This is a genomic window from Achromobacter sp. SX5 (assembly GCF_056711425.1).
The window spans coordinates 42,931-57,127 of the sequence record NZ_CM160041.1; the positions used below are offsets into that span (position 1 = coordinate 42,931).

General features: G+C 68.8%; 10 protein-coding genes and 1 riboswitch. Of the genes, 3 read left to right on the plus strand and 7 right to left on the minus strand.

Going from position 1 to position 14,197, the window contains the following annotated elements; genetic code table 11:
- Nucleotides 1–98: 98 nt before the first annotated feature.
- Nucleotides 99–253: riboswitch (FMN riboswitch) on the minus strand.
- Between the two features lie 75 nt (nt 254–328).
- Nucleotides 329–850, minus strand: a complete 522-nt coding sequence (locus AC1M14_RS00210) for an SET domain-containing protein (protein WP_102772917.1) — start codon at nt 848–850, stop codon at nt 329–331.
- A gap of 110 nt (nt 851–960) precedes the next feature.
- On the opposite strand from AC1M14_RS00210, the gene AC1M14_RS00215 reads away from it, so the two are divergent.
- Complete coding sequence (locus AC1M14_RS00215) at nt 961–1,881, plus strand: bestrophin family protein (RefSeq protein ID WP_102772918.1); 921 nt, start codon at nt 961–963, stop codon at nt 1,879–1,881.
- An 8-nt stretch (nt 1,882–1,889) separates the two neighbouring features.
- Here the strand turns inward: AC1M14_RS00215 and AC1M14_RS00220 are convergent, their stop codons facing one another.
- The gene (locus tag AC1M14_RS00220) at nt 1,890–2,360 is read right to left on the minus strand and encodes an Lrp/AsnC family transcriptional regulator (protein ID WP_102772919.1); all 471 of its coding nucleotides are present in this window, start codon (nt 2,358–2,360) and stop codon (nt 1,890–1,892) included.
- A 93-nt stretch (nt 2,361–2,453) separates the two neighbouring features.
- On the opposite strand from AC1M14_RS00220, the gene ilvB reads away from it, so the two are divergent.
- Nucleotides 2,454–4,277 (plus strand): biosynthetic-type acetolactate synthase large subunit, encoded by a 1,824-nt coding sequence (gene ilvB / locus AC1M14_RS00225; protein ID WP_111826256.1) that lies wholly within the window; start codon nt 2,454–2,456, stop codon nt 4,275–4,277.
- A 17-nt stretch (nt 4,278–4,294) separates the two neighbouring features.
- On the opposite strand, the gene AC1M14_RS00230 is transcribed toward ilvB, so the two are convergent.
- A complete protein-coding gene (locus AC1M14_RS00230; RefSeq protein WP_102772921.1) occupies nt 4,295–5,074 on the minus strand; it encodes an SDR family oxidoreductase in 780 nt (259 codons plus the stop codon).
- 109 nt (nt 5,075–5,183) lie between these two features.
- Entirely contained in the window at nt 5,184–7,805 is a 2,622-nt protein-coding gene (locus AC1M14_RS00235; RefSeq protein ID WP_479730732.1) for a DNA topoisomerase III, read from the minus strand.
- A gap of 62 nt (nt 7,806–7,867) precedes the next feature.
- Between AC1M14_RS00235 and AC1M14_RS00240 the strand changes: the two genes are divergently transcribed.
- On the plus strand, nt 7,868–10,492 hold the full coding sequence (locus tag AC1M14_RS00240) for a GDYXXLXY domain-containing protein (protein WP_479730733.1): 2,625 nt from the start codon (nt 7,868–7,870) through the stop codon (nt 10,490–10,492).
- Between the two features lie 5 nt (nt 10,493–10,497).
- Here AC1M14_RS00240 and gluQRS read toward each other — a convergent pair whose 3' ends face one another.
- From gluQRS to AC1M14_RS00255, 3 genes are all read right to left on the minus strand, one after another.
- On the minus strand, nt 10,498–11,373 hold the full coding sequence (gene gluQRS, locus AC1M14_RS00245) for a tRNA glutamyl-Q(34) synthetase GluQRS (protein ID WP_479730734.1): 876 nt from the start codon (nt 11,371–11,373) through the stop codon (nt 10,498–10,500).
- Between the two features lie 70 nt (nt 11,374–11,443).
- Entirely contained in the window at nt 11,444–11,902 is a 459-nt protein-coding gene (locus tag AC1M14_RS00250) for a Smg family protein (RefSeq protein WP_102772925.1), read from the minus strand.
- 238 nt (nt 11,903–12,140) lie between these two features.
- On the minus strand, nt 12,141–14,165 hold the full coding sequence (locus AC1M14_RS00255) for a TRAP transporter permease (RefSeq protein ID WP_479730735.1): 2,025 nt from the start codon (nt 14,163–14,165) through the stop codon (nt 12,141–12,143).
- Nucleotides 14,166–14,197: the final 32 nt, after the last annotated feature.

The window sequence follows — 14,197 nt, forward strand, 5'->3', positions numbered from 1 at the left end:
TTGAAAAGGGGCGAAAAACGTTCCAGGGCTGCTCTAGACAGCCGGACGCAATACCGTCGTCCGGGCGCGGGCGCGCCGGGATGGGCGGAGTTGTGCCGGCACATCTTCTCTCATCCGGACTGTGACCGTCGGCCCTGGCATCTCACCAGATCTGCTGACCCCGCCGTCCGTGTCGGACGCCGGGCGCTCGCGGGCTCGCCACATTGCATGGCATACCGCCGGTGGGGAATTTCACCCCGCCCTGAAGACGTACTGCATGTCGTGTTAACGACCTGGCCGATTGTACGCCTGTCCGGGGCCGGGCGTCATGAGGGGGACGGATCGGTGTTCAGGTTGCGGCGGCGTCGGCCTGCGGCTTGGCGGCTTTCTTCTTCTTTTTCTCGGGCAGGGCCAGCATCGTGCCGCGGCACGGCGGCGTGCCGCAAAGGCAGCGGTAGCCTTCCTTGAGCTTCTTGGTGATGCGGCCGTCGAGCACCAGGCCGTAGTCGTAGGACAGTTCGGTGCCGCGCGGGATGTCGCGCAGCGCCACGATATAGACGCGCTTGCCGTGCTTGCCTTCCTGGGCTTCGCAGTTGGGCTCGCAGGAATGGTTGATCCAGCGGGCGTCGTTGCCTTCGTCGCCGCCGTCGATCACGCGGCCGGAACTGAGCGCGAAGAAAAACGTGTGGAAGGGATCGTCCGGATTGGTCGGATGGCGGCGGTCCGCCTCTTTGGCGCTGATGCGCTTGCCGCCGTACTCGATGATGCGCGTGCCCGCGGGGATCTTGCGCGCGGCGAAGACGCCGTTGCCGTGCAGCTTGGAGCGGCGCACGACATGCCAGGGCTTGATCGGGGTGTCTTCGGTGGTCATGGAGCGGCGGAAGTGGCGGTGAGACGAAACAGGATTATATAGACGCCCATGCGCCGCGAGGACGGGCGTATAGTGGGCGCCGCTCCCTTTCCGACCGAACACGCACCATCATGATCGTTCGTCCGCGTCCTTCCGCGCTGGCCCTGTTCTTCGTCCTGCGCGGCTCCATCGTTCCGCGCATCTTCAGCCGCATCCTGGTCATCACACTGCTTTCGTGCCTGGTGGTGTGGATGTACCACCAGCGCTGGTTTTCGCCGGCGCATCTGTCGGCGGTGCCGTTTTCGCTGTTCGGCCTGGCCCTGTCCGTCTTCATGGGCTTTCGCAACAACGTCTGCTACGACCGCTGGTGGGAAGCCCGCAAGCAGTGGGGCGAGCTGATCGTGCAGGCGCGCAGCCTGGCGCGCGAAAGCGCGGTGCTGCTGGCGGCCAGTACCGCCAATCCGGTGCAGGAGCGCATCGTGCGGCGGGTCGTCGGCTTCGGCTATGCGCTGGCCGCGCGCCTGCGCGAGGAGGACATGGCCGCCGCCGCTCGCCCCTGGGTGCCGCAGGACGAGGCCGAGGCCCTGGCGGCGTGCCGCAACGTGCCGGACGCGCTGCTGCTGGCCATCAACCGCGACCTGGCCGGCTGCCTGCGGCGCGGCGAGCTGAGCGACATCGTGTACCAGGGGCTGACCGGGCGCGTGGCCGCCTGCGCCGCGATCCAGGCGTCCTGCGAGCGCATCAAGTTCACGCCCTCGCCCTACGCCTATTCCCTGCTGCTGCACCGGACCGCCTGGCTGTTCTGCCTGCTGCTGCCGTTCGGGCTGGTGGGTGCGCTGGAATTCCTGACGCCGGTGGCGGTCTCCATCGTCGCCTACACCTTCTTCGGCCTGGACGCGCTGGGCGACGAACTGGAAGACCCCTTCGGCAAGGACGAGAACGACCTGCCGCTGTCGGCGCTGGCGCGCACGATAGAGATCGACCTGCTCGAAGGCCTGGGCGTGCGGCCCCTGCCCGAGGCGCCGCGGCCGGTGGACTTCGTGCTGCACTAGGCCCCGGTTCAGTTCGCCAGCCCGGTCAGCGGCAGCTGGGTCTCCTTGAGCCGGCGCAGCACGAAACACGATTTGCTGTGCCGGATACCCGGAATCCGGTAGAGCTGTTCGCGCAGCAGGCGCTCGTAGTCGCGCGTGTCGCGCACGGCGATGCGGATGTAGTAGTCGTAGTCGCCCGAGACCAGAAAGGCCTCCAGCACCTCGGGGATCTGCGCCAGCGCCCGGCCGAACTCGTACAGGGTCTCCTCGCTGTGGCTCTCCAGCGTGACGTGGACGATCACCGTGTCCATGAAGCCCAGGCTGGCCGGGTCGATGTCGACGGTGTAGCCGCGGATCACGCCGGCGCTTTCCATGCGCTTGATGCGGTTCCAGCAGGGCGTGGACGACAGCCCCACGGCCGCGCCGATGTCGTTCAGGCTGGCGCGCGCATTCTCCTGCAGCACCTTGAGAATGGCGAGGTCAAACTTGTCCAGGTTCATTTTCTTTGATTCCTCCAAATCAAAGATAAATTTACTGCGTCTACCGGTTATTGGTGGAAAAGAAGATAAATATTCTTCGTATCTACGAATAAGATAGATAGCATGAACGATCGCCTGCACCCCACCGCCGCCGCCGCGCTTGCCGCCTCTGATCGCCCCGCTGACAACGGGGCGAAAATTCTGCTCGATACCCTGATCGCCCACGGCGTGGATACGGTGTTCGGCTATCCCGGGGGCGCCGTGCTGCCCCTGTACGACGCGCTCTACGCCGAACCGCGCCTCAAGCACGTGCTGGTGCGCCACGAGCAGGCGGCCGTGCACGCCGCCGAGGGCTACGCCCGCAGCACCGGCCGCACCGGCGTGGTCTTCGTCACTTCGGGCCCGGGCATGGCCAACACCACCTCGGGGCTGCTGGACGCCATGTGCGACTCGATCCCGGTGCTGTGCATCAGCGGCCAGGTTGCCACGGCCGCCATCGGCACCGACGCCTTCCAGGAGTGCGACGCCATCGGCATCTCGCGCTCGGTGACCAAGTGGAACACCCAGATCCGCGCGGTGGACGACGTCGCCGGCGTGGTGGGGCGCGCCTTTGAGCTGACGCGCCAGGGCCGTCCCGGCCCGGTGCTGGTGGACTTCCCCAAGGACGTGCAGCTGGCCGTGCCGCGCGATGCCGACGACGGCATCCCGGCCGCGCCCACGCAGCAGAAGCTGGCCGCGCTGCGCGCGCGGCGCCAGGCCGGCAAGCTCGCGCCCAAACTGCCGCAATCGGCCGTGCGCCGCGCCGCCGCGCTCATCGCGCAGGCCAGGCGGCCCATCTTCTACGGCGGCGGCGGACTGGTGAACGCCGGCCCCGAAGCCTGCGCCGCCTTCGCCGACCTGGTGCGCCATACCGGCGCGCCCTGCACGCTGACGCTGATGGGCCTGGGCGCCTTCCCCGCGTCCAGCCCGCAATTCGTGGGCATGCTGGGCATGCACGGCACGGTCGAGGCCAACCTGGCCATGCACCACGCCGACCTGGTGGTCTGTATCGGCGCGCGCTTCGATGACCGCATCACCGGCAAGCTGTCGGAATTCTGTCCCTACGCCCGCAAGATCCATATCGACATCGATCCCGCCTCGATCAACAAGGTGGTGCGCGTGGACGTCGCGCTGGTGGGCGACTGCCTGCCGCTGGTGAGCGCGCTGCGCGCCGAGCTGGGCGATGCGCCGCTGCCGGCCGCGCGGCTGGCGCCCTGGTGGGACCGCATCGCGGGCTGGCGCGCCCAGGACTGCCTGGGCTATACGCCGGCCGCCGACGCCATCCTGCCGCAGCACCTGATGTCGCGCCTGAACGCGGCGCTGGCCGGCCGCGACGCCATCGTCTCCACCGACGTGGGCCAGCACCAGATGTGGGCGGCGCAATACCTGCGCTTCGACGCGCCCAACCGCTGGCTGACCTCGGGCGGGGCCGGCACCATGGGCTACGGCGTGCCCGCCGCGATCGGCGCGCAGGTCGGCCATCCCGACAAGACGGTGGTCTGCGTCAGCGGCGACGCTTCGGTGCTGATGAACATCCAGGAGCTGTCCACCGCCATGCAGCACCGGACGCCGGTCAAGGTCGTGCTGTGCAACAACGGCTACATGGGCATGGTGCGCCAGTGGCAGGAACTGATCCACGGCGGGCGCTACAGCCACAGCTACAACGCGTCGCTGCCCGATTTCGTGGCCCTGGCGCGCGCCTTCGGCTGGGGCGCGGCCCGCGTCGACGATCCGGCGCAGCTGGACGCGGCGCTGGCCGAATGCCTGGCGCACGACGGCCCGTACTTCCTGGACGTGGCGGTCGCGGCGCAGGAGAACTGCTTTCCGATGATGCCGGCCGGCCACGGCCATCAGCGCATGATGCTGGCCGAAGGCGTGTGGTACCAGGACGAGTCGTAACCGGCCCGGCCGTCCCGTCAGAACTGGATCGACAAGCCCCCGTCCACCACCAGCACGTGGCCGTTGACGTATGACGCCGCCGGCGAGGCCAGGAACACGGCCGCGCCGGCGATCTCTTCCGGTTCGCCCCAGCGGCCCGTCGGATTGCGCGCGGCGACGCGCGGGCCGACGTCGGGGTCGGCGATCATTTCCGCATTGGTCTCGGTGGCGAAGGTGCCCGGCGCGATCGCGTTGCTGGTGATGCCGCGCCCGCCGAATTCGGCCGCCAGCGCGCGCACCATGCCGGTCAGGCCCTGCTTGGCCGCCGGATAGACGGCATCGCCCGAGCGGGCCAGCTCGCCCACCACGGAGGTGATGGCGATCAGGCGTCCGCTGCCCTGGCGCGCCATGCGTTCGGCGGCGAGCTTGGCCAGCAGGATGCCGGCCACCAGGTCGGTGTCGATCAGCGCGCGGATCTCGGCCACGCTGGTGTCGGCCAGCGTCTTGCGGTTGCGCGCCCCGACGTTGTTCACCAGGATGTCCAGCCGGCCATGTTCGCGGTCGATGCGTTCGAAGGCCTGCGCCATGGCGTCATCGTCGCTCACGTCGAACGGCAGCGCATGCGCGTCCAGGCCGGCGGCGGCCAGTTCGCCCGCGGCGGCTGCGGCGGCCTGCGCGTTGCGGCCGTTGATCAGCACGCGCGCGCCGCAGCCGGCCAGCGCCCGCGCGATACAGAAGCCCAGCCCGCGGGCCGAGCCGGTCACCAGGGCCACCTGGCCCGTGAGATCGAAGTTGCGCAGATACGGTAGTGTGGTCATCGGTCCTGCTCCGCTGATAGGCAAAACGCCGGCGGCCGCAATGGCCGCCGGCGTCTAGGCCAGGTCATACGATACGCCGGCGCGCCTGCGCGCCGGCGCGGGACGTCCATCAGGCGGCCGTCTTTTTCGCGGCCTTCTTGGCCGCGGTCTTGGTGGCGGTTTTGGCGGCGGTCTTGGTCGCCGTCTTCTTCACCGCGGCCTTCTTGGCGGGGGCTTTCTTGGCCGCGGTCTTGGCGGCCGTCTTGCTGGCCGTCTTGGCCGGGGCGCGGCCGGGCTTCTCGGGACGCGGCTCGAACTCGAAGCCGATCTTGCCGTCCGGCTGGCGCACCAGGAACGCCTTGAACTTGCGGTTGGTGCGGCTGGAGACGAAGCCGTCGAGCAGGTCGGTGCGGCCGTCGGTCAGCAGCTTCTCCATCTGCGCGCGCGAGATTTCCTGCTGCAGGATGACCTTGCCGGACCGGAAATCGCAGGTCTTGGCGGGGCCGATGGATTTCTCGCAGACGTAGCTCATGCCGTGCTCGAACACGCGCGCATGGCACTTGGGGCAGGCGCCCACCGGCGTGTGGCCGGAGAAGTCCACCGCTTCGTTGTCGTCCTCGTCGTTCTGGCCGAAGTCGAATTCCAGCTTGTACTCGTCGCTGATGCGCAGGATGGCGGCGAACGGCCGGCCCATCTTGCTGATGAAGCCCTGCAGCGGCCCGATCTCGCGCTTGGCCAGCAGCTCTTCGACTTCCGGCAGCTCGAAGGTGCGCCCGCCGGGATGCTTGCCGATGGAGAAGTCGCAGTTGGTGCAGGCGTAGCGGCGGTAGTTTTCCTTCACGACGCCGCCGCACTTGGGGCAGGGCGTCTGCAGCGTGGCGTAGTCGCCGGGCACCGTGTCGCGCTCGTATTCCTTGGCGCGCTTGACGATGACCTGCGTCATCTGGGCGATCTCGCGCATGAAGGCGGCGCGGTCCAGGCCGCCCTGCTCGATCTGCTTGAGCTTGTGCTCCCATTCGCCGGTCAGTTCGGGCGAGGTGAGTTCGGAGACGTCCAGGCCCGAGAGCAGGGTCATCAGCTGGCGCGCCTTGGCGGTGGGCACCAGGTCGCGGCCCTCGCGGCGCAGATAGGCTTCGTTGAGCAGGCCTTCGATGATGGCCGCGCGCGTGGCCGGCGTGCCCAGGCCGCGCTCGGACATGGCTTCGCGCAGTTCTTCGTCATCGACCAGCTTGCCGGCGCCTTCCATGGCCGACAGCAGCGTGGCTTCGTTGAAGCGCGCCGGCGGCTTGGTCGACAGGCCCACGGCTTCCACGTCCTCGGTGCGCACGGTTTCGCCGTCGGCCACCGGCACCAGGTTGGCGTCCTCGCCCTGCGCTTCCTTGCCGTAGACGGTCAGCCAGCCCGGGTTGACCAGCACCTTGCCGTCGGTGCGGAAGCGGTGCCCCTGCACTTCGGTCATGCGCGTGGTGACGCGGTATTCCGCGGCGGGGAAGAACACCGCCAGGAAGCGCTTGAGCACCAGGTCGTACAGCTTGCCCTCGGCCTCGCTGAGGTCGTGCGGGATCTGCAGCGTGGGAATGATGGCGAAGTGGTCCGACACCTTCTTGTTGTCGAAGATGCGGCGGTTCGGCTTGACCCATTGCTGGCCGACCACCGTCTCGGCGTGGCGCGACAGGCTGCCGACCGCGTTGGAGCCGCCCTTGGCCAGCGCGCGCATGGTTTCCTGCACCGTGCCGATGTAGTCCTCGGGCAGGTAGCGCGAATCGGTACGCGGGTAGGTCAGGGCCTTGTGGCGTTCGTACAGGGTCTGGGCCAGCGCCAGCGTGGTCTTGGCCGAAAAGCCGAAGCGGCCGTTGGCCTCGCGCTGCAGCGACGTCAGGTCGTACAGGGCCGGCGACATCTGGGTCGATGGCTTGGATTCCTCGGTGACGCTGCCGGGCTGGTCGCGGCAGGCGGCCACCACGCTTTGCGCGGCGGCCTGCGACCACAGTCGCGATTCGCGCTTTTCCGGGTCGCGCTCGTCTTTCTTGAAGTCGGGGTCGATCCAGCGGCCTTCGTACAGGCCGGCGGCCGCCACGAACTGCGCGCGCACTTCCCAGTAGTCGCGCGGCACGAAGCGGCGGATGCGTTCCTCGCGCTCGGCCACGATGGCCAGCGTGGGCGTCTGGACCCGCCCGACCGGCGTCTTGAAGAAGCCGCCGTCCTTGCTGTTGAAGGCGGTCATGGCGCGCGTGCCGTTGATGCCGACCAGCCAGTCGGCCTCGGCGCGCGAGCGGGCGGCCGCTTCCAGCGGCTTGAGCTGCACGTCGTCGCGCAGGTTGGCGAAGGCTTCGCGGATGGCGGCCTGGGTCATCGACTGCAGCCAGAGGCGCTGGATCGGCTTTTTCACGCCCGCGTACTGAATGATGTAGCGGAAGATCAGCTCGCCCTCGCGCCCGGCGTCACAGGCGTTGATGATGGCGTCCACGTCCTTGCGCTTGGCCAGGCGGACCAGCAGTTTCAGGCGTTCCGCTGATTTCTTGTCGGTGGGCCCCAGTTCGAATTCAGGCGGGATCACGGGCAGGTGCGTGAAGCTCCACTTCCCCTTGACCGGATCGTTGGGCGCGACCAAGCTGAGCAAATGGCCTATGCTCGAAGCGAGGACGTAACGTTCGCTTTCAAAATAGTCGCCCTCGCGCGCAAAGCCTCCCAAGGCGCGTGATATATCGAGGGCTACCGAGGGCTTCTCGGCAATAATCAGCGTTTTATTCATGTGTATCCAGTGGCGGCAGTCCCGCCTTAGTAGCGCGGATAATAAGATCGGAGATTCGCCAGATGCAAGTCGGCACTGAAAGACAAGCGGGATCCGAACTACACGCATGGCGCCAATTTCTGGCGCGCAGCACCCTCTGGCTGGGCGTTTTACTGCTGGGCAGCGCCGCGGTCTGCTGGGTCGCCGCCAACTGGCAGGACATGACCAAAATACAGCGCTTCGCCGGCGTGCAGGCGCTGCTGGCGGCCTGCGCGCTGGCCGCCGCTTGGGCCGGGCTGCGCCTGCGCGCCAGCCCCGGCGTGCGCCGCAGCATACCCGGCGCGCTGCTGGCGCTGGCCGGCATTCTGCTGGGCGCCCTGCTCGCCCTGCTGGGTCAAACTTACCAGACCGGGGCCGACACCTGGGAACTGTTCGCCTGGTGGGCGGCGCTGCTGCTGCCGTGGGCGCTGGCGGCGGCCAGCCAGGCGGTCTGGCTGCTATGGGTGCTGGTGCTGAACATTGCCACCGCGCTATGGCTGGGCGAGCGCGCCTTCGAGTGGTGGATGGTGTTCGGCGGCCCCGGCGCCGCCAGCCTCATCATCGCGGGCCTGAATCTGGCGCTGCTGTTCGCCTGGGAGATGGCCGCGCGCCGCTGGCGCGCCAGCACGCTGTTCGGGCCGCGCATCCTGGCCGCGCTGACCATCAGCGCGCTGGTGGTGTCGCTGATGTTCGGCGACTACATCCTGCGCGGGCTGGGCACCGCCAACGGCGTGGCCTGGCTGGCCGTCACGCTGGGCCTGGGCCTTTATTATCAGCGCGGCCGGCGCGACCTGGTCATACTGGCCATGCTGGCCGCGGGCGTGATCTGCGTGTCGCTGCGCGTGGTGGGCGAATGGCTGCTGCGCCTGGAACCCGGCGTCTGGGCCGCATTGCCGCTGGCCGCGCTGCTAATGGCCGAAGCCGTCTGGGCTGCCCGCTGGCTGCGCCGGCTGGGCGCCGAACCCGCCGCGCCGGTCACCGCGGCCGACGCCGAGCCGTCGGCCGCCTCGGCCGGCAATGCGGTCGATCCGGCCGACGCGGGCGCGCCGGTGGCGCAGCTGGCGCCGGCCGCGGCCCAGGCCGATCCGCCCTGGTACGTGCAATGCCTGCTGGGCCTGAGCGCCTGGCTGGGCACGCTGCTGCTGCTGGTGTTCGTGGCCTTCTCCGGCGTGGTCACCACCGAGGAAGGCGCGCTGGTGACCGGCCTGGTGCTGTGCGCCGCCGGCGTGGCGGTGCTGCGCAGCGACGCCGGCCCCTTCTGGCGCCAATGCGGCACGGCCATGGCCTTCACCGGCCAGATCCTGATCATCTACGGCCTGTCCAGCTCCACCTCGTTCACCAACGCCTGCCTGTTCGTGCTGCTGATGGCCACGGCCGTCTACGCGCTGGGGCCGGACGCCATCCTGCGGTTCCTGAGCGGCCTGCTGATCGCGCTGGCCTCGGCCGGGCTGATCTGGCGCGGCCTGGTGCCGGAGCTGATGCGCGAAGACCTGCTGGAGGCCTGGCTGGATTTCGACGTGGCGCAGGCCACCTTCGTGTGGCTGCCCATCGCGGTGACCGGCGCCTGGGCCACGGCGGTGCTGTTCAGCCTGGGCCGGCGCCTGGGCGGGCGGCGCGCCCACGCGCTGCAGCCGCTGGCCTGGGCCTTCCTGCTGTCGGTCCAGGGCATGGTGTGGCTGGCCAGCGGCATATCGGCCCTGCAACTGCCGGCGATGTGGCAGCTCAATCCGCGCACGGCGGTGCTGGTGACGGCCGGCGCGCTGCTGCCGGCGGCGGCGGCCCTGGCGGTGCTGTGGCCGCGGCGCCGCGTGCTGACCGCGGGCGTGACCTGGGGCGTGCCGCTGGCGCTGCTGGTGCTGGCGCTGTTCTGGCTGCCCAGCCCGGGCGTGGGCTTCGCGCTGGCCTGGCTGCTGCTGGGCTTCGGCCTGAACCAGCCGCGCCTGGCCATCTTCGGCGTGCTCAGCCTGCTGGCCTATCTGGGCGTCTATTACTACCAGCTCGACGTGCCGCTGCTGCAGAAGGCGCTGTGGCTGGGCGGCGCGGCGGTGCTGCTGTTCATGCTGCGGGCCCTGGTGTGGCTGGTGCCGCGCCTGATGCGCACTCAGGCGCCGTCCGCGCGCGGGCCGCTGCCGCCGGTGTCGGGCGCGCTGCGCTGGCGCACGCTGGGCATCCTGGGCGGCCTGGCGCTGGTGCTGGCGGTGGCCAACGGCGGCATCTGGCAGCGCGAAAAACTGCTGGCTTCCGGCAAGGTGGTCATCCTGGAACTGGCGCCGGTGGACCCGCGCTCGCTGATGCAGGGCGACTACATGGCGCTGAATTTCGCCGCCAGCCGCGAGGTCACGCGGCTGCGCCTGGGCGGCGAGAACCGGCCCGAACCCGATTCGCTGCTGGGCTACGAGCCCGACGGCTACGTGATGCTGGCGCGCGACGAGCGCGGCGTGTCGCAGCCGCTGCGCATCCAGCCCGAGGTGCATCCGCATACCGACGCCGAGGTGCCGCTGCGCTACCGGGTGCGCAACAACGGCGTGCGCATCGTGACCAACGCCTATTTCTTCCCCGAAGGCCAGGCCAAGCGCTACGAGGTCGCCCGCTACGGCGAACTGCGCGTGGCCGACAACGGCGAGGCGCTATTGGTGCGGATGCTGGGCGAGGACCTGCAGCCGCTCTAGGATATTCAGGGAAAGCGCCGCGCCCAGCGCGCGGCGGCCTCGCGCAGGAATGCGTCGCGGTCCTGCGCCGGGAAATCGGCGAAGCCCAGCGCCGACCAGGCGGCCCGCAGCGCCGCCAGCGGCGCGTCGGTATCGATGGGCGGGGCGCCATTCTGCTTGGACAGCTTCAGTCCGCTGGCGGGGTCCAGGATCAGCGGCACATGCAGATAGCGCAGCGCCGGCAGGCCCAGCAGGCGGCCCAGCACGCGCTGGCGCGCCGTGGAACCCAGCAGGTCGGCGCCGCGCACCACGTCCGTGACGCCCTGCGCCGCATCGTCGACCACCACGGCCAGCTGATAGGCCCACAGGCCGTCGGCGCGGCGCAGCGCCATGTCGCCCACGGCGCGGGCCACGTCCTGCTCCTGCGGTCCCAGCCAGCGGTCCTCGAAATGTTCCACGCCCGGCGGCACCCGCAGGCGCCATGCGCGCGCCTGGCGGCCCGGCGGCAGGCCGTTGCGGCAGGTGCCGGGGTAAGGCCGTTCGCCGTCGGCGCCCGGCTGGGTCTGGCCGCGCAGGGCCGAGTCGGCGATTTCGCGGCGGGTGCAGCCGCAGCCGTAGATCAGGCCGCGCGCGGCCAACGCGTCGAAAGCCGCCTGGTAGGCCGCGCCGCGCTGCGACTGCCACATGATGTCGCCGTCCCAGACCAGGCCCAGCGCCTGCAGCTGCGCCATGATGCGCTCGGCCGCGCCGGGCACGGTGCGCGGCGTGTCCACGTCCTCGATGCGCAGCAGCCAGCGCCCTTCATGGGCGCGCGCGTCCAGCCAGCTGGTCAGGGCGGCCACGAGCGAGCCCGCGTGCAGCGGGCCGCTGGGACTGGGGGCGAAACGGCCTACGTAGTTCACAGGACGAAGCCCGCGCGTCGGTGCGCGCGGGACGATGGAGACAAGGAGGTGCCGCGGCGGCGCGCCGCGTTCAATGGAGGCGGCGCGCGCCGTCGTCGTCGAGGAGCTCTTCCAGGACCAGATTGTCGATCTCGGCCTCCTGGCTCCAGAGGACCATGAGGGCGATGATCTTGATCTTCGACAGCGGCACGGGGGATTCGGGCGCGGCCAGCCCGCGGTCGATCACGATTTCGCGCAGGGGCGCGGGCAGCACGCCGGCCGATTCCAGGAAGGCGATGAAGCCGATGGACTCGGTGCCGAGCTGCTGATACTCGTTATCGGTGTAGATGCGGGTGCCGGTGGTGGGCGCCTGGGCGAGATCGACGCACCGTTCGGTGGTCTCGGCGAGGCCGTAGAGCCATCCGAGCGCATCGTCGATGTCTTCGTGCTCGAACCCCGCGGCGGCAAGCCGCTTGGCCAGCACGTCAGCCGCAGGACAGGCTTGCGGCGTGTAGTAATTCTCGTACAGATAAACCAGGATATCGAACATATGGCGCAGTCTTGTGCCTGTTTGCACAGTCGGCCCGCATATCGGCAGACCAGCAAACATGAATTTTACTGTACGCCGATTTGTAGGGCCGGGCAACCAACCCGATGGCGAGTGTTGTATGCCGTCACCCCGGGTCCGAAAAGCGGCGTTTTTCGGCCAAATACTGCCAAACTGCATGATTCGACGAAAAGGGGCGGACCCCGAAAAGGCCGCCCCTTTATTCCGTCCCTTTTTTTCCTCAGGTGGTCCTGGGGGCGTTCTCCAGCTTGAGCTGCGCCAGCTGGCGCATGAACACCGGAATGCACAGCGCCAGCCCGATCAGGCCGCTGGTCAGGCCCGGCAGGATCGTCAGCAGGGCGCCCACGACGCACAGCCAGCGCTCCCAGCTCTTCATGCCGACCAGCATGTAGCGCGAGAACGCGGCCGACAGCAGCACCAGGCCGATCATGCAGCCGACCAGCGTCACGGCGAAGTCATACCAGGTGAAGCCCTGCACCGAAATCAGCAGCGACGGCGAGAACACGAACACGAAGGGCACGATGAGCTTGGTGATGCCCAGCCGGAACGCCGTGTTGCCGGTCTTGAACGGGTCGCTGCCCGCCATGCCCGCGGCCGCGTAGGCGGCCAGCGCCACCGGCGGCGTGATGTCGGCCAGGATGCCGAAATAGAACACGAAGAAGTGCGCCGCGATCGGCTGCACGCCCAGCTGCACCAGCGTGGGGGCGGCCACCGCCACCATGATCAGGTAGTTGGCCGTGGTCGGAATGCCGCAGCCCATCAGGATGCAGACGATGCCGGTCATGACCAGCGCCGCGATCAGGGTCAGCGTCTGGGTGTTGGCGATGGCCTCCGGAATCACCGTGGCCGCGCCGCCGGCGATGGCCTGCGCCGCCGAGATCACGATGTACGAGATCTTGAAGCCCACGCCGGTCAGCGTGACCACGCCGATCACGATGCCCACCGTGCCCGCCGCCGCGCCCACCGCCAGCGCGTACTTGGCGCCGGTTTCGAAGGCTTCGTACAGATCGCGCAGGCGCAGCCGCTGGAACGGATTGAGCAGGCCCACCACGATGCAGCCCGTGATCCCGGCGAATGCCGCCAGGTAGGGCGTGCGGCCGCTGGCCAGCACGCCGATCAGCAGCGCCAGCGGAATCAGGGTCGGCCAGCGCATCTTGAACGACTGCTTGAGCTTGGGCATTTCTTCGTTGGTCAGCCCGCGCAGCCCTTCGCGCTTTGCCTCGAAGTGCACCTGCATGAACATGCCGAAGAAATACAGGAACGCCGGGAAAATCCCCGCGATCGCGATCTGCTGGTACGGAATGCCCAGGAACTCGATCATCAGGAACGCGGCCGCGCCCATGATGGGCGGCGTGATCTGGCCGCCGGTGCTGCTGGCGGCTTCGACGCCCGCGGCGAAGTGCCGCGGATAGCCGATGCGGATCATGGCGGGAATGGTGAGCGAGCCCACCGTCACCGCGTTGGCCACCGAGGAGCCCGACAGCATGCCGAACATGGCCGAGCCGAACACCGACACCTTGGCCGGCCCGCCGGCGTAGCGGCCGGCGACGGTGGAGGCCACGTCCAGGAACAGCTGGCCCAGGCCGATGCGGGTGGCCAGCACCCCGAACAGCACGAAGTGGAACACATAGGTGGCCACCACGCCCACGGCCACGCCGTACACGCCCTGGCTGGTCAGGTACATGTGGTTGACGACCTGGGACCAGGTATTGCCGGCGTGCTGCAGCAGCCCGGGGAAATACGGGCCGAACATGGCGTAGGCCATGAACACCAGCGCGATGATGGGCAGCGGCCAGCCCATGGCGCGGCGCGTGGCCTCCAGCAGGCCGATCAGCAGGATGGACCCCATGAACACGTCGATCGGCAGCGGATTGCCGACGCGGAACGCCAGGTCCTCGAAAATGTAGGGGATGTACAGCACCGACAGGGCCAGCGCGATCGCGATGATCCAGTCATACAGCGGAATGCCGCCGGGCGCGTACCAGGTGGACTTCGGCTCGCGCGTGTAGTGCGCCTTCGAAAAGCCGAACACCAGGAAGATGAGGCTCAGCACGAACGCCAGGTGCACGCCGCGGTGCGTGGCCTCGCGCAGCAGGCCGAAGCCGGCCGTGTAGTAATGAAAGATCGAGAGTGCAACCAGCAGGCCGGACACGATCCATGTGGCCGCCTTGTCCAGCGGCCGGAAGCGGATTTCCGAGTCGTACTTCTCCGCCAGCTGCTGGGTTTTTTCGTGGTCTATTTCCATCGCCGTGATTCTCAGGGTGATTCAGCAAACAG

Bases quoted from the DNA above. Each gene is read 5' to 3' on its own strand.
- AC1M14_RS00255 (WP_479730735.1), bottom strand. From the start codon at position 14,165: ATGGAAATAGACCACGAAAAAACCCAGCAGCTGGCGGAGAAGTACGAC.
- AC1M14_RS00230 (WP_102772921.1), bottom strand. From the start codon at position 5,074: ATGACCACACTACCGTATCTGCGCAACTTCGATCTCACGGGCCAGGTG.
- AC1M14_RS00250 (WP_102772925.1), bottom strand. From the start codon at position 11,902: ATGTTCGATATCCTGGTTTATCTGTACGAGAATTACTACACGCCGCAA.
- AC1M14_RS00215 (WP_102772918.1), top strand. From the start codon at position 961: ATGATCGTTCGTCCGCGTCCTTCCGCGCTGGCCCTGTTCTTCGTCCTG.
- AC1M14_RS00235 (WP_479730732.1), bottom strand. From the start codon at position 7,805: ATGAATAAAACGCTGATTATTGCCGAGAAGCCCTCGGTAGCCCTCGAT.
- AC1M14_RS00210 (WP_102772917.1), bottom strand. From the start codon at position 850: ATGACCACCGAAGACACCCCGATCAAGCCCTGGCATGTCGTGCGCCGC.
- AC1M14_RS00240 (WP_479730733.1), top strand. From the start codon at position 7,868: ATGCAAGTCGGCACTGAAAGACAAGCGGGATCCGAACTACACGCATGG.
- AC1M14_RS00220 (WP_102772919.1), bottom strand. From the start codon at position 2,360: ATGAACCTGGACAAGTTTGACCTCGCCATTCTCAAGGTGCTGCAGGAG.